The organism is Amycolatopsis sp. 195334CR (assembly GCF_017309385.1).
Classification (GTDB): domain Bacteria; phylum Actinomycetota; class Actinomycetes; order Mycobacteriales; family Pseudonocardiaceae; genus Amycolatopsis.
In genome coordinates this window covers 2,949,640-2,975,622 of record NZ_JAFJMJ010000002.1, presented here as the reverse complement: position 1 = coordinate 2,975,622, position 25,983 = coordinate 2,949,640, and the positions used below count along the sequence as shown (strand labels likewise).

At 73.4% G+C, this 25,983-nt stretch carries 11 protein-coding genes; 3 read left to right on the top strand and 8 right to left on the bottom strand.

The window, feature by feature from the left end:
• Nucleotides 1-59: 59 nt before the first annotated feature.
• Genes JYK18_RS36610 through JYK18_RS36580 form a run of 7 tightly spaced genes read right to left on the bottom strand, consistent with a single transcriptional unit; the run spans nucleotide 60 to nucleotide 19,139 of the window.
• On the bottom strand, nucleotides 60-1,007 hold the full coding sequence (locus JYK18_RS36610; protein WP_206807980.1) for an alpha/beta fold hydrolase: 948 nt from the start codon (nucleotides 1,005-1,007) through the stop codon (nucleotides 60-62).
• A 23-nt stretch (nucleotides 1,008-1,030) separates the two neighbouring features.
• On the bottom strand, nucleotides 1,031-2,245 hold the full coding sequence (locus JYK18_RS36605; protein ID WP_206807979.1) for a cytochrome P450: 1,215 nt from the start codon (nucleotides 2,243-2,245) through the stop codon (nucleotides 1,031-1,033).
• A complete protein-coding gene (locus tag JYK18_RS36600; RefSeq protein ID WP_206807978.1) occupies nucleotides 2,242-2,910 on the bottom strand; it encodes a DUF6875 domain-containing protein in 669 nt (222 codons plus the stop codon). The genes JYK18_RS36605 and JYK18_RS36600 overlap by 4 nt, the downstream gene beginning before the upstream one ends.
• Nucleotides 2,907-3,890 carry an isocyanide synthase family protein gene (locus tag JYK18_RS36595; protein WP_206807977.1) on the bottom strand — a complete coding sequence of 328 codons (984 nt, stop codon included), beginning with the start codon at nucleotides 3,888-3,890 and terminating at the stop codon, nucleotides 2,907-2,909. Before JYK18_RS36595 ends, JYK18_RS36600 begins: the two co-directional genes overlap by 4 nt.
• Entirely contained in the window at nucleotides 3,887-17,560 is a 13,674-nt protein-coding gene (locus JYK18_RS36590; protein WP_206807976.1) for a non-ribosomal peptide synthetase/type I polyketide synthase, read from the bottom strand. The genes JYK18_RS36595 and JYK18_RS36590 overlap by 4 nt, the downstream gene beginning before the upstream one ends.
• A gap of 10 nt (nucleotides 17,561-17,570) precedes the next feature.
• Nucleotides 17,571-18,809, bottom strand: coding sequence for an MFS transporter (locus JYK18_RS36585; RefSeq protein WP_206807975.1), 1,239 nt, complete (start codon nucleotides 18,807-18,809; stop codon nucleotides 17,571-17,573).
• 3 nt (nucleotides 18,810-18,812) lie between these two features.
• Nucleotides 18,813-19,139, bottom strand: coding sequence for a chorismate mutase (locus tag JYK18_RS36580; RefSeq protein WP_206807974.1), 327 nt, complete (start codon nucleotides 19,137-19,139; stop codon nucleotides 18,813-18,815).
• A 156-nt stretch (nucleotides 19,140-19,295) separates the two neighbouring features.
• Here JYK18_RS36580 and JYK18_RS36575 point away from each other — a divergent pair, with 156 nt between their 5' ends.
• Nucleotides 19,296-19,925: a LysE family translocator gene (locus tag JYK18_RS36575; protein WP_206807973.1), complete on the top strand. Its 630-nt coding sequence runs from the start codon at nucleotides 19,296-19,298 to the stop codon at nucleotides 19,923-19,925.
• A gap of 4 nt (nucleotides 19,926-19,929) precedes the next feature.
• Here JYK18_RS36575 and JYK18_RS36570 read toward each other — a convergent pair whose 3' ends face one another.
• The gene (locus JYK18_RS36570; protein WP_206807972.1) at nucleotides 19,930-23,040 is read right to left on the bottom strand and encodes an amino acid adenylation domain-containing protein; all 3,111 of its coding nucleotides are present in this window, start codon (nucleotides 23,038-23,040) and stop codon (nucleotides 19,930-19,932) included.
• A 725-nt stretch (nucleotides 23,041-23,765) separates the two neighbouring features.
• Between JYK18_RS36570 and JYK18_RS36565 the strand changes: the two genes are divergently transcribed.
• Both JYK18_RS36565 and JYK18_RS36560 read left to right on the top strand, forming a co-directional pair.
• On the top strand, nucleotides 23,766-24,812 hold the full coding sequence (locus tag JYK18_RS36565) for a ketoacyl-ACP synthase III (protein WP_307796212.1): 1,047 nt from the start codon (nucleotides 23,766-23,768) through the stop codon (nucleotides 24,810-24,812).
• Nucleotides 24,809-25,969: an acyl-CoA dehydrogenase family protein gene (locus tag JYK18_RS36560; RefSeq protein ID WP_206807970.1), complete on the top strand. Its 1,161-nt coding sequence runs from the start codon at nucleotides 24,809-24,811 to the stop codon at nucleotides 25,967-25,969. Before JYK18_RS36565 ends, JYK18_RS36560 begins: the two co-directional genes overlap by 4 nt.
• The last annotated feature ends 14 nt before the right edge of the window (nucleotides 25,970-25,983 follow it).

The window sequence follows — 25,983 nt, the reverse complement described above, 5'->3', positions numbered from 1 at the left end:
GTACCGCGAGCGTGCGGGATGATCGCCGGCGCGCTGGCGACTGCCAGCGTCGCCGGTCGTCAGCCGAGTGCCGCGAGGAAGGCGGCCAGCCGGTCGTTGAACGGGCCGGGCGCGATGTGGAAGCCCAGGTGCGTGGGCATCTCGGCGAAGTCGGCGGCGGGCATGTGCTCGCTCACCCAGGCCTGCGCGGTGGGCAGCCAGTCGGTCCTGGAGTAGACGAGGGTGGGCACCGTCGCCGCGGTTTCGGTGGCCACCGCGCTGAAGTCCGACGCCATGCCGTCGCCGAGCATGGCGATCGCCGGGTCCTGCGGCATCAGCAGGCCCTGCCGCACCGCCCAGGCCACCTCCGGGTCGGTGTCCGGAGTGGACGGTGGCTTGGCCAGCATGATCTTCACCTGCTCGGTCCAGAACGCGGTGCGGTCGTCGATCGCGGCGCGCATGATGGCCGGCAGGCCCGCCGGGACCAGCGGCGACTCCGACCAGGACGGGTCGCCCGCGGCGGCCCAGCTCTTGGGCGGCTGGTCCAGCACCACCACCCCGGCCACCCGGTCGAAGCCGAAGTCCCGCAGGTAGGCGAACACGTCGTAGGACCCGTAGGAGAAGCCTGCCAGCACCGCGCCGGTCAGGTCGAGTGCCCGCAGGAAGGCGTCGAGGTCCCGGCCGCGGGTGGTGAAGTTGTTGCCCTGCGCCGTTTTCTCCGACTTGCCCTGGCTGCGCGGGTCGTAGCTGAGCACGCGGTGGGTGCCGGCGAAGTGGGTCAGCTGGTGGCCGAAGAACTCGGTGGTGGCCATCCAACCGGGGACGAAGACCAGCGGGCGGCCCGCTCCCCGGTCGACGTAGTGCACGGTGACCCCCGTCGAAAGGCGGAGGCGGCTGCCGGGCACACCTTCGGACCCGGTCGCCGGGGCGGCGCTCGCGGTCCGGGTGAGGGCGGCTCCGGCGAGCGGGACGGCACCGAGCGCGGCGGCACCGCGCAGCGCGGTCCGGCGGTTGACGGGGGAAACCATGGCTGGTCCTTTCCTCGGGGTGGTCAGCGGCCGGCGGTGACCGGCAGCGCGGTCAGGCCGCGGATGAGCAAACTGTCGCGATAGGACAGTGAGCCGGGGCGCACGGCGAGGTCGGGTGCCCTGGTGAGCAACGCGCGCAAAGCCAGGCCGCCTTCCATGCGGGCCAGCGGAGCGCCGAGGCAGCGGTGGATGCCGGAGCCGAAGGCGAGGTGCTTGTTGTCCGGCCTGGTCAGGTCGAGCTCGCCGGGCTCGCTGAACCGGGCCGGGTCGTGGTTGGCCGCCCCGCGCAGCACCAGCACCTGCTCGCCTTCGGCGATCCGGTGCCCGCCGAGCTCGACGTCCTCCAGCGCGGTCCGCACGGTGAGCTGCGACGGGGCGTCGAAGCGCAGCAGTTCCTCCAGCGCGGTCACCGCGATCGCGGGGTCGGCGAGGAACTGCTCCCGCTGGGCGGGGTGGCGGATCAGGGCGAGGGTGCCGTTGCCGATCAGGTTGGTGGTGGTGCCGTGCCCGGCGATGAACATCAGGATCCCGGTGCCGCGCAGCTCCCTGGGGTCCAGGTCGTCGAGCGTGGCGAGCGCGCTGAGCAGGTCCTCGGCGGGATCCTCGCGTTTGCGGGCCAGCAGGTCGCCGAAGTATTCGTCCAAAGTGGCCAGTGCGGCGTCGCGTCGCGCGCCGCGTTCCTCGGACAGGGTGAAGGTCGGGTCGATGCCGGCGAGGAAGTCCTGCGCGGCCGCCATCACCATGGGACGGTCACCGTCGGGCACGCCGAGCAGTTCGCAGATCGTGGCCAGCGACAGCGGATGGGCGAGCGAACCGATGAGGTCGAACTCCGGTGCGGCGAACGCGGCGTCGAGCAGGCGCTCGGTCTCCCGCTCGACGTAGGGGCGCAGCCGGTTGACCAGGGAGGGCGCGAAAACCTGGCGCACGGCCGCGCGTACCCGCGTGTGCTGCGGCGGATTCATGAACAGGAGGAAGTTGTCCTGGTCGGCCGAACCGCCGAGCAGCGCGTCCGGGGTGTGCACCGGACGGCCCTGCGGGTGGCCGAAGCGCGGGTCGGCCAGCACCGCCACGCACTTGTCGTACGCGCTGACCACCCAGAACCCGGCGGACCCGCGGTGCACCGGGTCCCGGTCGCGCAGGCGCGCGTAGTGCCGGTAGGGGTCGTCGCGGAACCCGGGGGAGGACGGGTCGAAACCGAGGGCGTCGGTGAACACCTCGTGCAGGGTCGCGCCGGTCATCTCAGCTCCGCCTCCACTTCCAGGCTCGCCAGGGTGTGCTCAGCTTTTTCCCGGCGAGACGGGGAAATCCCCGCGCCGAGCCGGGTCAGGTAGGCGCGCAGATACCGGGCGCGCAGGTGCGGCGGGTCAATGGGGCGGTCCAGGAACGGCAGATCGGTCTCCATCAGCACGCGCAGCGCGACCAGCGGGACCGGGCCGCGCATGGGCCGGAAATCCGGGTTGTGCGCGCCGGGGATCTCGTTGCCGGGGAAGACCGGGCCCAGCATCAGCCCGTCCTCGACGAAGGCGGGCTTGAGCCGCCGGAGCATGCCGCCGAGCAGGTCGGGGGCCTGCTCGGCGGGCAGCCCCGGGAAGGCGATGACCAGTGCCTTCTCGGTGGCGCGGTCGGCTTCCACCGGGTCGAGGCCGGTGAACACGGTGGCCAGTTCGGTCAGCCGTGCGTCGAGCCGCGCCGCGTTCTCGGTGGCCGCGGGCACTTCGGTGAACCACAGTGTGTTGTGGCGCAGGGAGAACCGCACGTACGGGCAGACCACGCCCGGCCTGCCGAGGTCCGGGTGCGGGGCGGAGAGGTACTGCTCGGCCCAGTCGAGCGCGGTGGCCAGCACGGGCAACGCGGCGGCCTGGGCGCGGACCTCTTCGTTGGCGTAGACGACCGGCTGGCTCATGGGTTCCCTCCGGGTGCGGAGACGGCGGCGGCCGGGGTGTCCGGCGCGCTCCGGCGCAGGTCGTAGTGGCTCGGCCTGCCGTCGGCCAGGACCAGCCGCGCCCCCAGTGCTTCGGCGTCGTGGCGGTGCAGGAAGCGGTAGCCGTCACCGGTTCGCACGCAGACCGAGTGCCACGGGGTGAGCCAGCTTTCGCGCGGCTGGTCGGACAGCAGCACGCCGATCTTGGGCGCGTGCGGCGCCTGCGGGTGGATGGACAGCCGGACCGCACCGGGGAAGCGCTCGGCCACCAGCCCGCCCCACGCCGCCGACCGCTGGATCAGGCGGTAGGCGCGATCCTTGCAGTCGCGCCGGAGCCAGCTGCGGCTGCGCAGCGGCTCGACGGCGGCGCGGTCCTCGGTGAGGAACCGGTGGATGCCGTTGAACAGCAGCTTGCTCTCCGGATCGGTGAGCACCCGCGTCCGTACCGCGCCCAGCGGCTCGGCGTGGTCGCGGGCCAGCACCTCGCGCATCCGGTCGTAGCTCAGCCCGGGCAGGGCGTCTTCCAGGCAGAACACCGAAAGCGTGTGGAGCCCGAGGCGGCTGATCATCGCCTCCAGCTCGCCGCGGTAGGTCTCCACGTCCTCATCGGACACCCCCACGACATCGCTGAAGACCCGGCCGTCCGAGCAGATCACCACGCGCACCCCCGGCGGGTGCACCTCGCCGAGGCGCAGGCAGAGCTGGTGCAGGAACCGCAGTCCCTGCTCCTCGGCGAGGTCGGGGTGGGGGCCGAGCACCTTGCGCGGACTGGGGCTCTTGGCCGGGAACGCGGGCAGCACGCAGGTCACCGGGCGGCCGTCGGCCACCGGCGGCAGCACCACCGGCAGGTGCGCGCGCACGCAGCAGTCCGACGCGGGGTCCGGGCAGGGCGCCGCGCCGGGATGGAGGCGGCGGACCTCGAACAGTTCGCGCAGCAGGCGACCGGCGACGGCGGTGCTCATCTCGCCACCTCCGGCACCAGCGCGGTGGCGGGATCGGCCGACGGATCGGCCAGCAGGCGGTCGAGCAGGTCCAGGTACCCGGCCACCAGTGCCTCGATCCGCTGCCGCTGGAACCGGCCGGTGGCGTACTCGACGGTCAGCGACCAGCCCGGCTCCCCGGGCGTGACCACCCAGGTCTGCTCGGTGCGGGACACGCCGAGCGGAATCTCCGAAGCGACCGCCGGCCGCGCGCCGGGTAGTCGCAGGCTCATCGGATCGGTGCTCTGCATGCCGAATCCGAGCCGGGGTGCGACGCCATCGAAGGCACCGCCGAGCGCGGTGGCCAGCACGCTGCCCGGCACGGACTGCAGGGCGAGCAGGTCCCGGGTCGCCTGCGCGGCCCGGCCGACCAGCTCGGTGAAGGTCGAGACGCCCTCGACGGGCACGATCAGCCACGACATCTGCGCGAACAGTCCGGTCACGTGCTCGAAGCGGTCGTCGGGGCGGTTGACCACGGCCGACCCCGCCGCCAGCGCCGGGACGCCGGTCAGCTGCGCGATGTAGGCCGCGAAGGCGGCGGCGAACACCGGGTACGTGGTGCAGCCGGCGGCCGTGCCGAGTGCGGTGGCCGAGGTGACGACCGCCGCGGGCAACGGCACGGTGTACTCGTCCCCGGCGTCCGGGCCCGGAGCCGCCGGGCCGAGGTCGTCCGGCGGCAGGGAACTCGGGCCGGGTACCGCGCGATGCCCCTCCGCCCAGTCGCGGACGCGGGCGCGCGTGGCGGGATTGGCCAGGTACTGCCGTTCCCAGGTGACGAAATCGGCGTAGTCGGCGGCGGGCACCGGCAGCCGGGCGGTCGTGCCGGTGCTCGCCGCGCGGTACAGCTCACCGAGTTCGGTGCCCAGGTTCGCCAGCGACCAGCCGTCGGCGATGCCGTGGTGCAGCGCGAGCAGGAGTTCCGGAGCGGCGGTCACCGCGGCCCGGAACCCGGTGCCGCCGGTCAGGTCGAACGGGGTGCGTGCCCAGGCACGGACGGCTTCCTCACCGCCGTCGACGCGCGGGAGTTCGATCGGGACCGGTGGAAGCACCCGCTGGCGCACCTCGCCGTCGTCGGTGAGGTAGACGGTGCGCAGGGCCGGGTGGCGGCCGGTGAGCTCGGTGAGCGCGGCGGCGAGGGCCGTGGTGTCCACATCGGACGGAAGGGGCAGGCGGACGGCGATGGTGGCCACCGCCGGGTCGCCCGCGTGCACCGTCCGGTGGTACCTGGTCAGCTGCGCCACCGACAGCGGGAACGCGTCCGTGGCCAGCGCGTCGGCCATGCCGCGCACGGTCGGCGCCTGGAAGAACGCCGGGATGTCCAGCGTGCGGCCGACTTCGGTGCGGACCCGGTTGAGCAGGCGGACCGCGTTGAGCGAATGACCGCCCAGCTCGAAGAACGAGGCGTCCGGGGACACCTCCGGCACGCCGAGTTCGTCCGCCCAGATCGCGGTGAGCCGGGTGGTCAGCGGCGACAGCGCGGCCTTGACCACCGGGGGCGCCGCCGGTTCGGGCAGCGCCCGGCGATCCAGTTTCCCGTTCGGGTTCACCGGGAGCGCGGGCAGCGTCGACCACTTCACCGGGATCAGGTAGCGGGGCAGCACGCGGCCGAGGTCGGCTTCCAACCGTCGCGGGTCGAGTTCGCCGTTCGACGGCACCACGTATCCGGCGAGATAGGTTTCCCCGTCGCCGTCGGTACGCGGGACCACGGCGGCGTCGGTGACCCCGGGCAGCGCGCGCAGGCACCGCTCGGCCTCGGCGGGCTCCACGCGGTTGCCGCGGATCTGCACCTGCCGGTCCCGCCGGTGCAGGAACCGCAGCTTGCCGTCCTCGCCCCAGCGGACGACGTCACCGGTGCGGTAGCGCCCGCCGGTGAACCGGCGGCCGGTCTCGTCCGGGTCGTTCAGGTACCCGCTGGCGAGCTGGCGGCCACCGAGGTACAGCTCCCCGGCCACGCCGGGCGGCAGCGGGCGCCGGTGATCGTCGAGCACCTCGACGGTGGTGCCCGGCACCGGGCGGCCGATCGGTGGTGCGCCCCTGCCGTCATCGGGCCGCACCTCGTCCCAGGTGACGGCCACGGCCGCTTCGGTGGGGCCGTAGATGTTCCAGGCGCGGAACGGCAGCCCGGCCGGTGTGTGCACACGCAGCCGGTCCCCGCCGATCACCAGGTGCCGGAGCGAGGTGCCCGCCGGCCAGTCGAGGCCGAGCAGCAGCTCTCCGACCGGGGTCGGCACCGAGGCCACGGTGATGCCCGTCGCGACCAGCCAGTCGCGGAGGGCGGGCACGTCGAAGCGCAGCTCGGGCGGCACGGCGTGCAACGGGGCGCCGGAGCGCAGCGCCGCCCAGGTCTCCGCGGCGGCGGCGTCGAACCCGGGACTGGCGAACCACGACAGCCTGTCGTCGCCGGTGATGCCCAGCCCGTCGACGTACCAGGCGATCGTGGTGGCGATGGCGCGGTGGGGGACCACCACGCCTTTAGGCGTGCCGGTGGAGCCGGAGGTGAACAGCACGTAGGCCGGGTCCTCCGGGGTGAGGTCGGCGGGCTCGGCTGCCTCGGCGGGCGGCAGGTCGGCCATGCCGAGCACCGGCACGGCGGTGGGCTCCGGCCAGGGGCCGATCAACGCGCCCACATTGGCGAGGTCGAGGATTTCCCGCTTGCGCGCCGGCGGGTGGTCCGGATCGAGCGGGAGGTAGGCGGCACCGGCCCGGACCGTGCCGAGCATGGCCGCCACGGCATCGGCGCCGCGCGGCAGGTGCAGCGCCACCTGGTCACCCCGGCCGACCCCGGCCGCCCGCAGCGCGGCGGTGACCGCGGCGGCACGGCGTTCCACGTCGGCGCCGGCGGTGGTGCCGTGCTCGTCGGTGACCGGTCCGCAGCGCGCGCCCTTGTGCACGATCAGCGGTCCCGCTGGTGGCGGGCCGCCGTCCTGCCAGCGCGACAGCAGTGCCGTGTCCGCCTCGGTGACCGGCGGCAACTCGGCGATCGGCTGGTCGGAACCGATGGCGGTGTCGAGCACCAGCTCCAGGTGGTCCAGCACGCGCGCGGCGGTGGCCGGGTCGAACAGGTCGGCGTCGTAGGCGAGCCGGGCGTGGATGGTCTCGCCGGTGTCGGTCAGCAGCAGGGTGAGGTCGAACGGTGCCCGTTCGGCCATCTCCGGCAGCAGTTCCGCCCGCAGCCCGGGGAGGTCGAACTCGAACACGGCGCCGTTGTCGTACTCGATGGCCACGTCGAAGAGCGGATTGCGCAGGCTGCCCCGGGTGCCGAGCTCGGCGGCGAGCGTGCCGAAGGACACGGCACGGTGCTCCTGCGCGTCCATCAGCACGTCGCGGGCGGACCGCACCAGCGTGGCGAACCCGGCACCGGCGTCGATCTTCAGGCGCAGCGGCAGGGTTTCGACGAAGAAGCCGACCGCCTCCTCCGTCCCTTGTGGACGATTCGCCACCGGGGTGCCGAGCACCAGGTCGGACTGGCCACCGAAGCGCCGCAGCACCACGGCGAAGGCGGCGAGCAGCACGGTGAACGTGGTGGCGCGCGAGTTCCGGCCGTACCGCTTGAGCCGGGCGGTCAGCTCGGGGCCGAGTTCGGCGGTGGCCGACGCGCCCCGCCCGCCGGGGCGCGCGGGCCTCGGCCGGGCCAGTGGCAGCTCCAGTTCGGCCGGCGGCGGGGTGAGCAGTTCGCGCCAGAACTCCAGGTCCGCCGGGGATTCCGGGGCGGCGGGCGGCACCGGGGCGACCGGCGGCAACTCGGGCTCGCGGCCTTCCTGGTGTGCGCGGTAAGCCGCGGAGATCTCCCTGGTCAGCACCTGAGCCGACCAGGTGTCCACGACCAGGTGGTGCATGCGCAGCACGAGCAGGTGGTCGTCGTCGCCGAGCCGGAGCAGCCGCGGCTCGAACAACGGCCCTTCCGCGAGGTCGAAGCCGCGGGCGCGTTCCTCCTCGACCACTTCGGCCGCGATGGCCGCCGCTTCGCCCGGCCGGTCCAGCACCGGCAGTTCCACCGGGCGATGGGGGAGCACCACCCGGCGGGGTTCGCCGTGGGCGGACCGGAACACCGAGCGCAGCGCGGGATGCCTGCCGACCACGGTGTCGACCGCGGCGGTCAGCGCGCCGGCGTCCAGGTCACCGCGCAGCCGGACGAGCCGGGACTCGGTGTGCGTCGGCCTGCCGGGCAACGCCTGTTCGAGGAACCAGATGCGCTGTTCGGCGGGGGAAAGCGGGGTGCCGGGCGCGGGGGCGTCGGTGAAGCTCCGCCGCAGCCGGTCGAGCTGCGGGAGTGCCGCGACGATCCGGTCCGGCGGCAGGCCGAAGTCGACGAAGCAGGCCACCTCGTCGACGCCGAGATCGCGCACCCGGCGCACGATCGGCTCGGCGTCCTCCGGCGTGCCGATCAGCGCGCGGTCGGCGCAGTACTGGTCGTAGGCGCGCCGCAGCAGGAAGTCGAGGTCTTCGGGATGGGTCTTGTCGAGGTCGATGCGGAAGCCGAGGCTGTTGGTCAGCTGCCCGAACAGGGCCAGTGAGGAGCGGAGGTAGTCGCAGAACGGGCCGAACGCCTCCGCGCGCACCTGCTCGGTGTCGGTGCCGAGATAGGTGTGGAGCAACAGCACGACGCGCCCGCCACGGGGATCCAGCCCGGCGTCCGCGCGAGCCCGCCGGTACCGGGTGATGTTCTCGGCGAGCTGGTCGACGGTCTGCGCCATCAGGTTGGTCACCACGCCGATGCCCGCCGCCCCGGCCCGCCGGTAGCTCTCGGGATTGCCGACCACCGCGGTGAAGAACTCGGGCTCGGCCTGGACCGGGCGCGGGAACAGCCGGACCTCGGCGGGTTCACCGTTGCCCGCGCGGCGGGTCACCGGGTCGCCGCGCCACAGCGTCCGGATGGTGTCGATGCTCTCGTAGAGCACCTCGCGGTGCCGTTCGTAGTTGTCCGGGGCGAGCACGAAGTCCTTGGCGTGCCAGCCGCTCGCGCAGCCGAGGCCGATCCGGCCGCCGGAGAGGTTGTCCACCACGGACCACTCCTCGGCCACCCGGATCGGGTCGTGCAGCGGCAGCACGGCGCAGCCCGCGTTGAGGCGGACGCGGCTGGTCCGCCCGGCCAGCGCGGCGGCCAGCACCGACGGGTTCGGGAAGATGCCGCCGAAGGAGTCGAAGTGCCGTTCGGGCAGCCAGACCGCGTGCAGCCCGTGCCGGTCGGCGAACTCGGTCGCTTCGAGCACCGTGCGGTACTTCTCGCCGGGGGTGTCGCGGGGGTAGTCGCCGAAGAAGTACAGGCTGAAGTCCGGCGTGGTGCGGCCGATTTCCGGCGCGGGCACGGTTTCCGCCCTGGCGGCCGGTCGCGGCGCCGGTGGTTGTGCGCGCACGGCCTTCGGCGGTGTCGCGGGGCCGGGCAGGAAGCCGCCTTCGCGGAGGTCGTGCAGCGAGTTGCGGACGGCGTCGAGCACGTGGTCGACGTCGGCGTCGGTGTGGGCGGTGGAGAGGAAGAAGTTCCGCCACTCCCAGACGTGCACCCCCTCCAGCATCAGGTGGGTGAACAGCAGGTCGAGGTTGCCGCGGTGGGCGAAGCGGAACAGCGAACCGAAGTGCTCCACGCGCACCGGGAACTCGTACTCCTCGGCGAAGGAGTTGAGCGTCGCGGCGAGCCGGTCGGTGCGGGCGTTGAGGTCCGCCTGCAGGCCGGGCCCGGCCGCGCGGAGCCTGCCGAGCACCGCCCTGGCGGCGACCATGGACAGCGGGTGCTGGATGTAGGTACCGCCGAAGAAGGTGGTCTCGCGCTCGGGCACGCTGTCGTCGCCGTAACGCCAGAAACCGCCGTCGACCAGGTCCAGCAGGTCGGCGCGGCCGGCGATGGCGCCGATCGGGTAGCCGCCGCCGATGACCTTGCCGTAGGTGGCCAGGTCGGGGCGCACGCCGAACAGGTCCTGCGCGCCGCGCGGGTGCGGGCGGAAGCCGGTGAGCATCTCGTCGAACAGCAGCACCATGCCGTGCCGGTCGCACAGTTCTCGCAGGTTGCCGACGAATTCCACCGGACGGCGCAGCGGGAAGCGGCTCGGTACCGGTTCGACGACGACCGCGGCGATCCGGTCGGCGTGACGGACGATCTCGTCGAGGGAGGACGGCTCGCCGTAGGGCAGCACGAGCGTGTCCGCCACCGCCGCGGCGGGGACCCCGCTGGACACCGGGACGGTGCGCAGGCCGCCGTTGTCGCGGACCGAGCGGGCGAGCACCGGGTCGGAATGGCCGTGGTAGGAGCCCTCGAAGAGCACGATCAGGTCGCGTCCGGTGTGCGCGCGGGCCAGCCGGAACGCGGCGGCGTTGGCCTCGGTGCCGGAGTTGGCGAAGGCCGCGCGGTCGGTGCCGGTCAGCTCGCACAGCAGCGCGGCGGCCTCTCCGGCGTCCTCACCGCGCGGGCCCATGCGGAGGCCGTTGTCGAGGTGCGCGCGGACGGCTTCGGTGAGGAAGGCGGGGTCGTGGCCGAAGAGCAGGGTGCCGAAGCCCATGGTGATGTCGACGTAGGTGTTGCCGTCGATGTCCTCGAGGTGCGCGCCGGCGGCCTGGCGCGCGGTGATGGGGTAGAGCAGTTCCTTGGTGGCGCGCCGGAAGCCGACGATGGCGCGGCTGTCGGCGAGACGAGCGCGGTGACGCTGGGCCAGTTCCTTGGACTTGGCCGTGCGACGGGTGTACCGCTCGACGAGGTCGTCGAAGTGGCGCTGCTGGCCGGGGTTCAGGCGGCCGGTGGCCATGCCGGTACCCGCGACTTCGGCGCGGGGCCCCAGTTGCCGGGGCGGTTCGGCCGCCGGCAGGGGAGCGACCTGTGGTTCGAGTACTGGGGCGGGGGTGTGGCCGGAGAACGCGGTGAGCTGCTCGGACATCAGGCTGGTGAACCGGTCCACGAGCGCGAGCTGGTTCCTGACCAGCTCGTCGAGGCCCGCGGGTGACTGGGAGGCCGCCGGTGCCGCTGGTGCCGACGTGGGTGCGGGGGCCGGAACTGGCACGGGTGCCGTCGCGGTGGCGGGCGTGGGGGCCGAGGTAGCCGCCGGAGCCGGGACCGCCACCGGGGCTGGGACCGCTGCCGGAGCCGGGATCGCCGCCGGAGCTGGGGTGGGTGCGGCGGCGGGAGCTGAGGCTGGTGCCGCGGCGGGGGCTGAGGCTGGTGCGGCGACGGGGGCTGAAACTGGCGCCGCGGCGGGGTCGGCTGCGGGGGCTGAGACTGGTGCGGCGGCGGGGACGGCGGTGGGTGCCGCGGGTGGGGCGGGGCGCCGCTCGGCGATCTCGGCGGCGAGGGCGGCCGGGGTGTCCAGTTCCTCGAAGAGCTTCCGCATCGGGATGCGGACCGAGAACCGGGTTTCCAGCTCCCGCAGCATGGTGATCATCAGCAGCGAGTCGGCCCCGAGGTCGAGCAGGGAGGCCTCGGGCCGCAGGCGCGCCGGGTCCTCGCCGAGGTGCCTGGCCAGGATCTCGCGGATCTGCTCGAGGGTGTCGTCGGCGGGCATCTGCGGGGTACCTCCTGCGGGACCGGCCCAATGGCGGGACAGCTGGAACGGGTAGGTGGGCAGCGGCACCCGCCTGCCACCCGGCCCCCACTCGATCGCGGCGCCCTGGCAGAACAGGCGATCCACGACCTCGGGCCGGGCGGCGGGCAGCCAGGCGGTACCCGGCCACTGCCTGCCGAGCGCGCACAGGCCGGTGTCCGGCCCGAGTTCGGCGAAGGTGGTGCACCCGGCCGCGACCAGCGCGTCGATCCCCGGCCCGTACCGGGCGGGGGCGCGCGTGTGCGACCGCAGGTGGCCGGCCCCGAGCCGGGCACCGGGTTCGTGCCGGACGGCACCGGCACCGTCGAGCAACGGCAGCCGCAGCGGGTGCCATTCGACCGCCGCCGCGTGCCGCGTCAGTTCGTCGAGCACCGGGTCGACCGCGCCGGTGTGGAACGCGCGGCGCACGTTCAGGCGCCGGACCCACACCTCGTCCTCGGCCAGCAGCCGCGCCGCCGAGGCCACCGCGTCCGGCGGCCCGGCCAGCACCACCTGATCCGGTCCATTGTGGACGGCCACGGACAGCTCCGGAACCGCCGAGACGACCCGGTTCGCCGCGGCCGGATCACCGACCGCCAGCATCCCGCCCTCGGCGACCTCGTTCTCCAGCAGCCCGCCCCGCACCGCGGAAAGCTGCATGACGTCCACTTCGGACAGCGCACCGGCCACGTGCAGCGCCGCGTACTCCCCGGCGCTGTGGCCGATCACCACGTCCGGGTGCACGCCCACCGCGGCCAGCGCGGCCGCCTGCGCCAGCTGGATCGCGGTCAGCGCGGGCAGCAGGGTCGCCACCGTGTGCGCCCCGTCGGGGAACAACTCCCGGCCCCAGGTGCGCCGATGCCGAACGGCACACCGGTCGAGCACCTCGGCCGCGGCCGGGTCCGACCGCAGCCACCCGGGTACCCCGGCACTTCCGGACCCCTGACCGGAGAAGGCGAAAACCACCGGACCGGGCCGCGCCACGCCCCGCACGCCGTCACCCCGGCGCAACGCGACGGCCGCCCCGGCCGCGGTCTCGGCCCGCACCACCAACCGGGCCGGCCGCAGTCGCCGCCCGGATCCCAGCGTCCGCAGGACGTCCTCGGCGCGGGGCGGGTCCGCGTCGGCGAGGCGATCGGCGAGCCGCCCGGCCAGCTCCCGCAGCGCCTCCGAGGTCCGGGCGGTCAGCGGGATCACATACGGCCCAGTGCTTTCCGCCACCGCGACGGGAGCCGGTGGCTGTTCGAGCACCACGTGGGCGTTCGTGCCGCCCACACCCAGTGCGCTCACCCCGGCGCGACGCGGACCCGGCACCGGCCACGGCTCTCCCGAGGCCAGCCGGATCGTGTCGCCGATCGGCCCGAGTTCGGGATTGGGCTCGTCCAGTCCGGCCAGCGCCGGGATGTGTCCGTGCCGCAACGCCAGCACGGTCTTGATCAACCCGGCCATCCCGGCGCAGCTGTCCAGGTGCCCGATGTTCGGTTTCACCGCGCCGACCACCAGCGGGTGCGGCCGCTCGCCGAACACCGCCCGCACCGCGCGGAGTTCGATCGGGTCGCCGATCGCGGTCCCGGTGCCGTGCGCCTCCAGGTATCCGATCGAGTCCGCCGGCACCCCGGCGGCGGCCAGCGCCTGCCGGATCACCGCGGTCTGCCCGGCCACGCCCGGCGCGGTGTACCCGGCCTTGGCGGCGCCGTCGTTGTTGACCGCCGAGCCCAGCAGCACCGCGTGCACGGTGTCACCGTCCGCCAGCGCGTCTTCGAGCCGCTTCAGCAGCACCGCGGCGACGCCGTTGCCGCCGACGGTGCCGTCCGCGGCGGCGTCGAAGGCCCGGCAGGCACCGGTGCGCGAGAGGATCGATCCCTCCTGGTAGCGGTACCCGCAGGCCTGCGGCACGTGCACGGCGGCGGCTCCGGCCAGCGCCAGCCCGGTTTCCCCGGCCAGCAGCGACCGGGCCGCCAGGTGCACCGCGACCAGCGAGGTCGAGCAGGCGGTCTGCACGCTCATCGCCGGTCCGGTCAGGCCGAGCCGGTAGGCCACCCGCGTGGCCAGGAAGTCCGGCTGGTTGCCGATCGTCACCTGCAGCGCGGCGAGCTGATCACCGGGGTCGACGTCGGCCAACCGCTCCATCAGGTAGTTGCGCAGGCTGTACAGCGACATGCCGCCGCCCGCGTAGACGGCCACGTCCTCGCTGCGCCCGTAACCGCCGTGCTCCAGCGCTTCGTGGCAGACCTGGAGGAAGAGCCGTTGCTGCGGATCGGTCAGCGCCGCTTCGCGCGGGCTGAGCCCGAACAGCTCCGCGTCGAAACCGGCGATGTCGTCGAGCGCGCCGCTGACCGGCACGTAGTCGGGGTCGTCCACCAGTGCGGCGGGCAGTCCGGCGGCGAGCAGCTCGTGCCGGGAGAAGCGGCGCAGGCTGATCCGCCCGGCGACCAGGTTCGCCCAGTACTGGTCCAGTGTGGACGCACCGGGGAAGCGCGCGGCCATGCCGATCACCGCGATCCGGCCGCCGGCCGGGCGAACCGCGGCCGCCGGGGCGTGGTGGCCGTTCGTGCTGCCGGCCAGGTAGCGCACCAGCGCGGCCTCCGACGCGTGCTCGAACAACGCGGTCAGCGGCAGGTCGCGGCCGAGTGCCCGCCGCAGTCGGTCGTGCAGCCGCACCAGTTCCACCGAGCCGAGCCCGGCTTCGTGGAACGGAGTGACCGGATCGATGCCGCCGGGCAGCACCTCGCGCAGGGCCTCGCGCACCTGGCGGGCCGGCCCGAGCGAGTCCCGCCCGACCCGGACGGGCGCCGGGGCCGCGGTCTCGGCGGGTGGCGGGAGCGGAACTCCGTAGGCGTCGGTTTCCCGGCCTGCCACGGTTTCCAGTGCCCACGGCGGATCCGCCGCCTGCCGCGCGAGCGGTGCGCCGTGGTCGACGCCGAACAGCACCGGGCCCGGTGGGAGGCGCAGGGCCGCGGTGGTCAACGTGGGCACGTCTTCGCGGTTCACCGAGCGCATGCGCCGCCGGTGCACCCGGTCGAGGGCGGCGTCTCCCGCGCTGACACCGGTGTCGCGCACCACCGGCCAGACCAGGCAGTGCGCGCCGACGTGGTCGGCGAGCGCTTCGGCGAACCGGTTCGCCGCGATGTACGCACCGGTCGAGGCGGCCGGGAATCGTGCCAGCAGCGAGGAAACGAGCACCAGCCTGCTGCCCGGCCGGGCCCGGTGCAGCTCGGCGGCGTTGCGCGCTCCGGCCACCTTCGCGCCGGTCGCGGCGTCGAAGGCCTCAGCGGTCAGCTCGGTGACGGGCGCCGAGTCGAAGCTCCCGGCGAGGTGGAGCACGCCGTCCAGCGGTGCGCCCCAGTCGCGCTCGGCGGCGGCGACCGCGGTTTCCAGTGCGTCGAGGTCACGGACATCGACGACGGCGGAGCGCACGTCGCGGAGTTCGGGCGGTGCGGGGGAGCGGCCGGTGACGAGCAGCTGCACCCCGGACCGGCGCAGGTCGTCCACCACCACGCGGCCGAGTCCGCCGTGCCCGCCGGTGACCAGCCAGCGGCTGCCCGGCTCGATGCCCGGCCCGGTCCCGGTCAGCGCGACGGGGACCAGTACCCGGGTGACGGGAAGGTCACCGCGCCAGGCGACCACGGGCTCCGAATGCTGCCAGGTGAGTGCCTCGGCCACGCGCCCGGCGTCCACGTCGAGATCGGTACCGGCCAGGTCGAGCTGCCACGCGCGGACGCCGGTCCGATCGGCCGCGAAGCCGTCGGCGAGCCCGGCGAGCAGCGCGGCGGGCCAGCCGGGCGCTTCGGCACCGGTGATCCGGAAGACCCCGGCCGTGACCACCACCAGCGTGCCCGTCCACCCGGCCGCGGCGAGCGCGCGGAACAGGTCGAGCGCCTGTGGCACCTCTTCGTCCACAGTGGAGGGAGCGAGCAGCACGGTCGGCGGTGGGGCAGCCGGAAGCGGCTCTCCCGGGCGGAGCACGGTGATCCCGGCGCGCAGCCCGGCCAGCCGGTCCACCAGGCCGCGGCCGTCGGCGATCGCCAGCACCGCGCCGGAGCTGCCGCGGGTGAACGCGCGAGGTGTCCATTCCGGACGGTGAGCGTACGACGGCGGTGCGGCCGGCGTGGTCCCGTAGGCGCCGGCCAGCAGGCGGGCCCGCATCTCGGCGCGCCGGATCTTGCCGCTGGTGGTGCGTTCGAAGGCGGACTCGGGGATCGGCACCAGCAGGGGGGCGGTCAGGCCGAGGCGGGTGGCCAGCAGCCCCCGGATCTCGTCGCCGGTCGCCGCGTTCGCCGTGCCGTCGGGTACGTAGACCAGCGCGGGACGTTCGGTACCGCTGGCGGCCGGGACGCCGAAGGCCGCCACCAGCCCGGCACGCACCCCGGTCGCCGTCCCGGCCAGCGCTTCGATCTCGTGGCAGAAGTGGTGCACGCCGTTGACGATCAGGATTTCCTTGGCCCGCCCGGTGATGGTCAGCTTGCCGCCGACGACAAAACCGAGGTCCCCGGTGTCGAACCAGCCGTCGCCGGGGAAGGCCGCCTCGTCGGCCGCCGGATTGTCGCGATACCCCGGCAGCACCCGGTCCGAGCGCACCAGCAGCCTGCCGATCCGCAGTTCGGGCAGGGTGGCGCCGTCGGGCCCGGCGATCCGGATCTCGTTGCCGGGGGCCGGTGCGCCCATGCTGAGAAAGGTCGTGGTGCCGGGGCCGGGGCGCTCGGCCAGGTGCAGCACCACCCCCGGCCGGGCGTCGCGGACGTGCTGCACCGCGTCCCGGCCGTACCACTCGAAGGTCAGCGCGGTGCACGTCTCGGCCATGCCCCAGGCCAGCACCAGCGCGCCCGGGTCGAGGCCGAACGGGGTCACCGCGCGCAGGAACGCGTCCAGCACCGGCCCGGTGCACTGCTCCCCGGCGTCGGTGAGGGTGCGGACCGCGCTGAGGTCCCACCGCCCGCCCTCGTGCCCGGCCAGTGCGTCGGCCAGCAGGCGGAAGCCGAAGTTCGGCGCCCACGAATGCTGGGCGCGGTGCTCGTGGAGCAGGTCGAGCCAGCGCAGCGGCTCGGCCAGCACCCGCGCGGTCGGCGTGTGCACGGTGCCGCAGCCGAGCACGAGCGGGCCGAGGTGGTACATCACCACGCCGCCGACGTGGTCCAGCGGCAGCCAGTTGGCAAAAACGTCGCCGGTGCGCATCCGGCTGGCCGCCCTGGCGTCCTGGCCGTAGCGCACGATGCCGCGATGGGTCAGCGGGATCACCTTGGCCACTCCGGTGCTGCCGGAGGACAGCTGCAGGATCGCCACGTCCTCCGGGGCCGGCGCCGGGCCGAGTTCGGCCGGTTCGCCGCCTTCGCACCCGGCGACGTCGAGCACCACGACACCGCCGAAACCGTGCCGGGCGGCGAAGTCCCGCAGTGCCGGAGCGAGTCCGCCGCCGGAGAGCACCACCGGTTCACCGAGCGCGCGCCAGGCGTGCTCGAACTTGTCCAGCACCGGGTTGCGTTCGCCGTAGTCCGCGGCCGGGGCCACCGCCACCGCGTGGAAACCGCCGAGCAGGCAGGCCCACAACGCGACGAAATGCTGTTCCAGATCGTCGCAGTGCAGGATCACCGCGTCGCCGGGCTCGATGCCCGCGGTGCGCAGCCCGCTCAGCGCGCACCGGGCACGGCGGAGCAGTTCGGGGAAGGTGACCAGCCGCGTCCCCCGGTCGTCGACGACGGTCACGCCGCGCTCCGGCCACCGTTCGGCGGCACGGAGCATCGCCTCGCGCACGGTCGCCGGGTCACCCGGTTCGACCAGGGGTGCGCCGGTGCGGACGTGGGAGGACGGCGCGTGCCGATCGACCGGCTGCTCCGGCGGTGCGGCTTCGGCGGGCGGAAGGGCCACCGGCGGTTCGGCGGGCACCGGCGCGCCCGCCGACATCGCGATCGGCAGCGCGGCGAGCTTCACCGTGTCCGGCTTTCCGTTGTGGTCACGGGGAATCCGGCTCAGCACGCTGATCAGCAGCGGGCTGCCGGGTGACAGCGCGAGACCGGCGGCCGCCCGCCGCGTCTCGGCCGGGTCGACCCCGGGCGCGGGCACCACGTGCAGCACCCGGCCCGCGCCGCCGTCCGGCCGGGGCCGGTCCTCCAGCGCGGCGTCGTGCACCAGCGGATGCGCCAGCAACTCGGTCATCAGGTCCACGTCAGCGTTCTCCCACGGCGTCGGCGGCTTCGGTGCGCCCGCGTTTGCCCAGCACCCCGGCCGCGACGCAGGCGATCGCCACGACGAGCACCAGGCCGTGCATCAGCCCGGCCACCGCGACCACCGGCCAGAGCCCGGTCAGCGCCGCCGCGGCCAGCAGCCCGGCGCCGAGGCCGACGTTCTCCGCGACCGCGGCGAAGCCGAAGTAGTGAGCGCGGTCCGGATCGGGTTCGGCCTGCAGCCGGGTGGTGTAGGTGATCTCGGTGTAGCCGTCGGCGATCCCGGCGACGAGCGCGGTGACCAGCAACCACGGCCACGGCAGGGCGAAGGCGAGCACGAACGCCGCGGACATGGCGCAGGTGCCCGCGGCGAACGCGCGCTCGTCGTGCCGGGACTCGCGGTCCCGGTGCAGGCGCTGCACCACCTGGTGCGCGCCGAGCAGTCCGACCGCCCAGGTGGCCAGGAACCAGCCGGCCAACGTCGCCGGATTCGCCGGCATCACCTGCGAGGCGAACACCGGCACCCCCACGTTGTGCGAGGCGGACCCGAACGCGTCCAAGGCCCGGATGCCGAGAATGGCCAGCACCGGCGGCACGGCCGCCAGTCCGGCCACCCGCGCCCACCGGCGGACCGGTGCGCCCGCCCGCGGCGCGGTCGCCTTCGACGGCGCGGGGAACGCCAGCGCCAGCACCGCGACGGTCGCGGCGGACACGCCGAAGGTGACCGCGTCGATCACGAACGCGGCGTGGTAGCCCAGCGCGGCCACGAGCACCCCGCCGGTGGCGAAGCCCGCGGTCATCGCGATCGCGCGGCCGGTCACCAGCATGCCGTTGGCCCGCATCCGGTTCGCCGCGCCGACCAGGTCCGGCACGCTGCTGCGCAACAGCACCACCGTGGTGTTGCCGAGCAGCCCGGTGGCCACCGCCACCACCGGCAGCAGCACCAGCCCGGAGTCCCCGCCGCCCGCGGTCGCCGCGACCAGCGCGAGCAACGCCGCCGCCTGGCCGAGGTCGCAGGCGATCAGCACCGGCTTGCGCGGCAGCCGGGCGGCCACCGTGCCACCGGCCAGCCCGGCGGCGAACCCGGCGGCGAGCCGGAGCGTCATGAACAGGCCCATGCTCACCGCGCTGCCGGTGCGCTCCAGCACGAACAGGTTCAGCGCCACCATGTTCAGGTAACCGCCGAAGTTGGACACCGTGGCACCGGCCACCAGCACCTGGAACCGCCGCAGTTCGGTCATCGATCAGCTGTCCGACGGGCGGCGCGCCGCCCTGTCCAGCGCGCCGCGGCACACTTCCAGAATGGCCAGGCTGAGCACCCTGCCCGGTTTGCCCAGTTCCCGGGAATAACGGCCGATCACCACGTTCTCGCGGCCGTAGGAAATCTTCGTTCCGCCCGCGCCGAGCCGCGCGGACTGGATTTCGGTGGACAGTTTCCGGCGTTGCTCGATCAGGCCGATGATCTGGTCGTCGATTTCGTCTATCCGGCCGCGGGTGGTCTGGACGACCTGCTCCGCCGGCGTGAGCACCCGCTCGCTTTCGCTTGGCGGGCAAGAGTTGTGCCCGGTCACGGGCGCTGTGTCGTGCGCTTGCATTGATCCCGTCCGTTGCTCTGGAAAAGGGCGCGCCGAAGCAGCGTTCCGACGATTTCGGCGCATTCCGGTCAGTTCCGGCCTGCTGGTTCCCCGGCCAAGATTCGCCCGGTCGTGTTGTGCGATACTGCGCGCATGACTTGGTCGAATCTCGGTGGTTTCGTGCTCGCGGTGACCCTGGGCGCGATGGTGCCCGGTCCCACCACGGCACTGGTGATCCGGCGGGCGGCGCTCGGCGGTGCGCGCTCGGCGCTGCCCGTGGTGCTCGGCATCGAAGCCGGCCTGCTCGCCTGGGCGGTGGCCGCCGCGGCGGGCGTGGCCGCGCTGGTCGCCGCGAGCGAGGCCGCGTACACCGTGCTCCGCGTCGCCGGTGCCGTCGTGCTGGTGGTGCTCGGGGTGCAGGCCTGGCTGGCCTCCCGGCACCCCGCCGCGGAACTGCCGGTGGACGAGGCCGCGGTCCGGCAGAACTGGCGCCGCGCCGCGCTTTCGGGACTGCTGACCAATCTGGTCAACCCCAAGGTCGCGGTGTTCATGTTCGCCTTCTACCCACAGTTCGTCCCGCCCGGCTCCGACGTGCTGCTGACCACGCTGCCGCTGGCCGCGCTGCAGGTGCTCATCGACGGCGGGTGGTTCATGCTGATCGCGGTTTTCGTCGGCATGGCGCGGAAGTTCTTCACCCGCGAGCGGGTGCGGCGCAATCTCGAACGGGTGACCGGCACCGTGCTCATCGCCCTCGGTCTCCGGCTGGCGCTGGAAAAGATCTGAGCACTCACCGGGCGGTCCTCGCCAGCCGGGGCGGCGCGCCGGTGACCGCCCGCGCGACCCCGATCGGGCTGGGGTCGTCGAGCAGGCGCTCCACGTCGATCCGGGTGCCGAACTCCTGCTCGATCGCGGTCAGCAGGGCGGACAGGGCCAGCGAGTCGCCGCCTTCGGCGAAGAAGTCCGACTCGGCGCGCACCTGGGTGGCGGGCACCCGCAGGCAATCGGCGAACAACCGCACCAGCCGGTCGAGCGCGCCGGCGAAGTCGGTGGCGATGGCCTGCCCGGTCCCGGATTCCGGCCGGGTCACCGGTGGCGCGGCCGCCGCGGCGGCCTGGTCGAGCCGCCGCTTGCCGGTGTCGGTCCGCGGCAGCTCCTCCACCACGGTGAACTTGGCGGGCACCATGCCGGTGTGCAGCCGCGCGGACAGGTACTCCCGCACCGCCTGCTCGTCGAGCTCGGTGCCGGCCGGCACGACCAGCGCCTCGAGCGCGCCGTTGGCCGCGATCACCACGTTCTCGGCGACGCCCGGTGCCAGCGACAGCGTCCGCTCGATCTCGTCGAGTTCGACCCGCTGCCCGCGGATCTTGACCTGCCGGTCGCGACGGCCGAGGAACTCCAGCGAGCCCGACGGCAGCCACTGCCCGATGTCACCCGTGCGGTAGAGCAGTTCACCCGGCCGCCCGAACGGGTCCGGCGCGAACTTGGTCTCCATCAGCTCGGGCCGGGACAGGTACCGGCCGACGCCGAGCCCGCTGACGCAGATTTCCCCCGGCACGCCGATGCCGACCGGGCGCAGGTCCTCGTCGAGCACGTAGACCCGCTTGTTCGTCACCGGGCTGCCGATCGGCGGTGCCTCGCCGGGCACGCAGTCGTGCCAGGTGGCCCACACCGCGGTCTCCGCCGGCCCGTAGAGGTTGCAGAACCGCCGTCCCGGCCGGTGCCAGCGGGTGATCGTGGCGGCGGGGAGCCGTTCGCCGGCGGCCATCGCCAGCCGGAGGTCGGGCAGTTCGGCGTCGGGCAGCGCGGCCCAGACCGACGGGGTGAGGTTCGCCGCGGTGACCCCCCGCTCGCGCAGCAGGCGGATCAGCGGCGGGCCGACGGTCAGCTCCGGTCCGCGTGCCACCTCCAGCGTCGCGCCCGCGGTCAGCGCCAGCACCAGGTCGAACACGCAGCCGTCGAAACTGGGGGAGAGGAACTGCAGCACCCGGTCGGCGGGGGTGATGCGCAGGATCCGCCGCTGCGCCAGGTGCAGGTTCACCACGCCGAGGTGGTCGATCACGATGCCCTTCGGCTGCCCGGTGGTACCGCTGGTGAACACGGCGTAGGCGGTGTTCCCGCCGGTGGTGCCGGTGACCGGCGGCACCGGGGCCCGGCCGGTGGTGCCGGGGATCAGCACGGTGGTGGTCAGCCCGGCGTCGCGCAGGCGCGCCGCGGTCCGCTCGTCGGCCAGCACCAGTTCCGCCGAGGCGTCGTGGAGCATGTGGCGCATCCGCTCGGTGGGCGAATCGGCGGCGGCGAGCAGGAAGGCGCCACCCGCCTTGGCCACCGCGAGCACCGAGATCACGAAGTCGACCGAGCGTTCCATCACCACGGCGACCACGGACTCCGGCTGCACGTTGCTCGCGCGCAGCGTCCTGGCCAGCGCGTTGGCGCGCTCGTCCAGCTCGGCGTAACCGTACTCACCGTCGCTGTCGCGCACCGCGATGGCGTTCGGGGTGATCCGGGCCCACCGCTCGAAGAGCTGGTGCCAGCACCGGTGCTCGCCGAGCGCGACCTCGTTGTCGTTGAACCGTTCCAGCAGCGCGCGAATGTCCACAGTGTCCACAGTGGACGCAGCCGGTTTGCCCGCGGGGGCTTCGGGGCGCCCGGCCGACACGCGTATCCGCACCCTGGCGGGCGCCCTGGTGTTGGCGTGCTTGCCCCACACCACCGCGTCCGGGCCGGGCGCGGTCTCGTAGTGCGGATAGCGGTCGAGGAAACCGAGGATCGCCCAGCGCGCGGCCTGCTGGGCGTACGGCGCGCCGGCGCAGTAGTGCCTGCCCAGGCCGAAGCCCAGGTGCCGCGGGCCGCGGCGGGTGATGTCCAGCTGGTGCGGGTTCTCGTACACGGCGGGGTCGAGATTGGCCGCGCCGAGGTGCACGAGCACGCTCTGCCCCGCCCGCAGCGTCATCCCGGCGAGTTCGACATCGGCGGTGACCTGCCGGGCGACGTACTGGCTGGAACCGTTGAGGCGCATGAACTCGTCGATCGCGGAGTCGATCAGCTCGGGCCGCTCGCGCAGCGCCCGCAGCTGCTCGGGGTGCTGCTCCAGCAGCAGGAGCCCGCCGGCCACCAGCTGGGTGAGCGTCTGGTACCCGCCGCCGACCAGCACCACGCAGTTCGCCGCGATGATGTGCAGCCGCCGCTCGAGTTCGGCCTCGTCGTCCAGCCCGGCCAGTGGCCCGGCCAGCGCGCCGATCAGGTCGTCGGCCGGCTGGGCCAGGCGTGCCCTGGCCTGGTCGGTGAACGCGGCCATCGCCTCCCGCAGGATCGGCACCACTTCGCCGTCGCGGACGTCGGGCAGCGAGGAAAGGCTGCCCAGCAGGCGTTCGTAGCCATCGGCCCACCGCCCGAGTTCGAGCTGCCTGCCCGGCATGCCCAGCAGGTAGGCCACCAGCGCGGAGGGCACCGGGCCCGCCAGGTCGCCGACCAGGTCGATCTCGCCCTCGCCGGGCAGCCGGTCGAGAATGGCGCCGACCAGGTCGCGGACGTCCTCGTCGCGTTCGCGGACCTTGGCCACGGTGAACTGCTCTCGCAGCGGCGCGCGCAGTTCGCTGTGCGACGGCGGGTCGACGAACAGCATCTGCTCGCCCACCATCGCGGCGAGTTCCGCGCCCGGTCCGAGGCCGCGTTCGGCCAGTTCACCGCGCTGCCGCCCGCGAGCGGAGGAGAAGTTCTTGAAGTCGCTGAGGATCTGGGCCGCCTCGCGGTAACCCGAGCACACCCAGAGCTGTCCCACCTCGTCGAAGAAGAGCGGGCCGAGCTCGCCGATGGCCTCGACGTAACCACGGGGGTCGGCGATGACCTCAGGTCGCTCCAGGTTGTGGATTCCGTGTCTTCTGCGGTCGTAATTGGTCATCGGGATCGGTGGCTCTCCTGGCTCCGACGCTTAAGCGCGTGAGTATGATGAATGAACGTCCGTCGGCGCTGACGGAAACCGTGCTGACGTGCTGAATCAGCGGCTGCGGGCCGCGCGCGGAATCGATCTTCGAAAGCAGTTGGCCGTGTGTCGCGTGCACACGGAGGTCCCCCGACCCCTTTCCGCATCGGTGTCCGATTTCGGCACCGGCCGGACTCGCTCCGCCTCTACCGGATGATTTTCCGGTGGCCGCGAGGCCGGTCTTCCCCAGTGTTTTCCTGCTGCAGCGGCCGGACGGAGCTGTACTGCCCCTGGCCGATGGCCAGTGTAGGGGGCCGCCGCAGTCGGCTGTCAAGGCATGGGTGGCAATTCTTGAGTCCTGAGAGCGGGCGACGTCGAGCGACACCGGATCGTCGGATGTCACGCATTAGTAATGGCAGGCGAAAAGTAGCCTGAGTGTGGGGACCCACCCCCGGGTGTGCTCCGTTGGGGTGACCCCGTTTTGCGGGTTGGTTCCCGGTTGTGGGTTTCGGTGCGACGTTGGTAGCGTGCGAACTGCCGGCCGGAAATTGTCCGGGCCGCGTGGGGGTTTTTCGATTGACCGCGTTCGCCGACTTCACTTGATCGTCGGCCGCGGCGACGTGGCCGAATTCCGTCTGCACAAATAGTTTGCGCTGCATCGGGGCTCCCGGTGCGGCCATGCCGTAATGGAATCCGGAGGAAATGTGTCCGCAGAAGTGACCGCCGGTGTGAGCGGTGGCAGCGTGGGTGTGCTCGGCACCGGATCGTGCCTGCCGGAACAGCGGGTCGGCAGTGCGGAGGTGGCGAACCTGCTCGGGGTGGATCCGCGCTGGATCGCCGAGCGGATCGGCGTGCGAGAACGCCGGTTCGCCGCACCGGGGGAAACCGCCTCGCGACTGGCTTCCGGCGCGGCGCTGAAGGCGCTGGAGGCGGCCGGAGTGCCGGCCGGCGAGCTCGACGCGGTGGTGGCCGCCACGTCGACGCCGGACCGCCCGATTCCCGGGGTGGCCGCCCGGTTGCAGGCCGAGATCGGCGCGCACGGATCGCTGGCGTTCGACGTCAACGCTTCCTGCGCCGGTTTTCTGTTCGCGCTGGAAACGGGCCGCGGATTGCTGGCGGCCGATCCGGACCGCCGATACGTGCTCGTGGTGGCCTCGGACACCTATTCGCGCTATCTCAACCCCGCCGATCGGCGGACCTACCCGCTTTTCGGCGACGGCGCGGGTGCCGTCGTGCTCGGCCGGGTGCCTGCCGGGCAGGGCATTCTCACCACCGAACTGATCACCGACGGCCGGATGTCGGAGTACGCCACCGGCGGGCCGCCGGTGGCGACCACGCCGGAGGAACTGGCCGGCGGCGCGCACCACATCGCCATGTCCGGCCGTGACGTGGCGGAACTGGTACTGGCGGAATTCCCGCGACTGGTCACCGACACCGTCAAGGAACAGGGCATCGAGCCCGCCGACCTGGACCACGTGATCTGCCACCAGGCCAATCCGCGGCTGCTCGAATCCTGCGCGCGCACCGTGGACCTGGCGCCGCGCCAGCTGGTGATCACCGGCGACGTGGTCGCGAACACCGCTTCCGCCTCGGTGCCGATCGGTCTCGACGTCGCCGCGCGCGACGGCCGGATCAAGCCCGGCGACGCGGTGCTGCTCATCACCTTCGGCGCCGGGATGTCCTGGGGCCGCACCTTCCTGCGCTGGCCGGCGGCGGCCGGCCAGACCCACCGGATCAAGGAGAACGCGTGAAACTGACTTGGACCGAGCGGCAGGCGGAACTGCGGGAGCGGTTCGCCGCATTCGGCCGGGAGCACCTGGCCCCCGGCAGCGCCGAGCGCGACCGGACCGCCGCCTTCCACGAACAGGGCTGGAAAGCGCTGGCGGCGGCCGGGTTCTGGCGCGTGCACGTGCCGGTGGAGCTCGGTGGTGACGGCGGTGACCTGTGGGACCACATCGCGGCGTTCGAGGGCCTGGCCCACGGCGCCGGGGACACCGGGTTCGTGCTCTCGGCCGCCGCGCACGCCGGACTGCTGCAGCTGCTGCTGAACTACGGCACCGACGACCAGCGCGCGGACCTGCTGCCGGGCCTGCTCTCCGGCGCGGTCGGGGCCACCGCGGCCACCGAAGCGGCGGGCGGTTCGCACGTGGCGGCGGTGTCCACCACCGCGACCAGGACCGGTGACGGCTACCGGCTCACCGGCCGGAAGGCGCACATCACCAACGCGCCGGTGGCCGACGTGATGATGATCCTCGGCCGGGTGGCCGGACTGGGCAAGCACGACATCACCCTGTTCCTGGTCGAAGCCACCCAGACCGGGGTCTCCCGCGGGGAGCACGAGGACCTGGTCGGCCTGCGCACCAGCCCGCTCGGCCCGATCCACCTGGACAACGTGCGCCTGCCGGCGAGCCGGGTCATCGGCACGCCCGGTGACGGGCTGAAGACCCTCTACTGGACGCTGGCCTTCGACCGGATGCTCTACGGCATCATCGTCGCCGCGCACCTGGAGGCACTGATCCCGGTGGCGCTGGACCGGGCGCTGAGCCGCGAGGCGTTCGGCGCTCCGCTCGCCGAGCACCAGTACATCCAGGAGAAGATCGTGGACATGAAGATGGCGGTCGAGGCCTCGCGCTCGCTGTCCTACACCGCGCTGGACGCGCTGAACCGCCGCGAAGGCGACTTCAGCACGCTCGCGTCCTGCGCGAAGTTGCTGTCCGCCAACGGAATCGTGCGAGCCGGACTGGAGCTCGTCCAGTTGTTCGGGCACCTGGGCTGCGAACGCGGTCACGGCATCGAACGCCAGCTGCGCGACGCCATCGCCTTCCGCATCGCCGGTGGCACCGACGAAATGCAGAAGAAGAACATCTTCAAGAACCTGGTCACCGCCAGGCAGACCGTCAGCGCCTGAACCCACACGAGAAC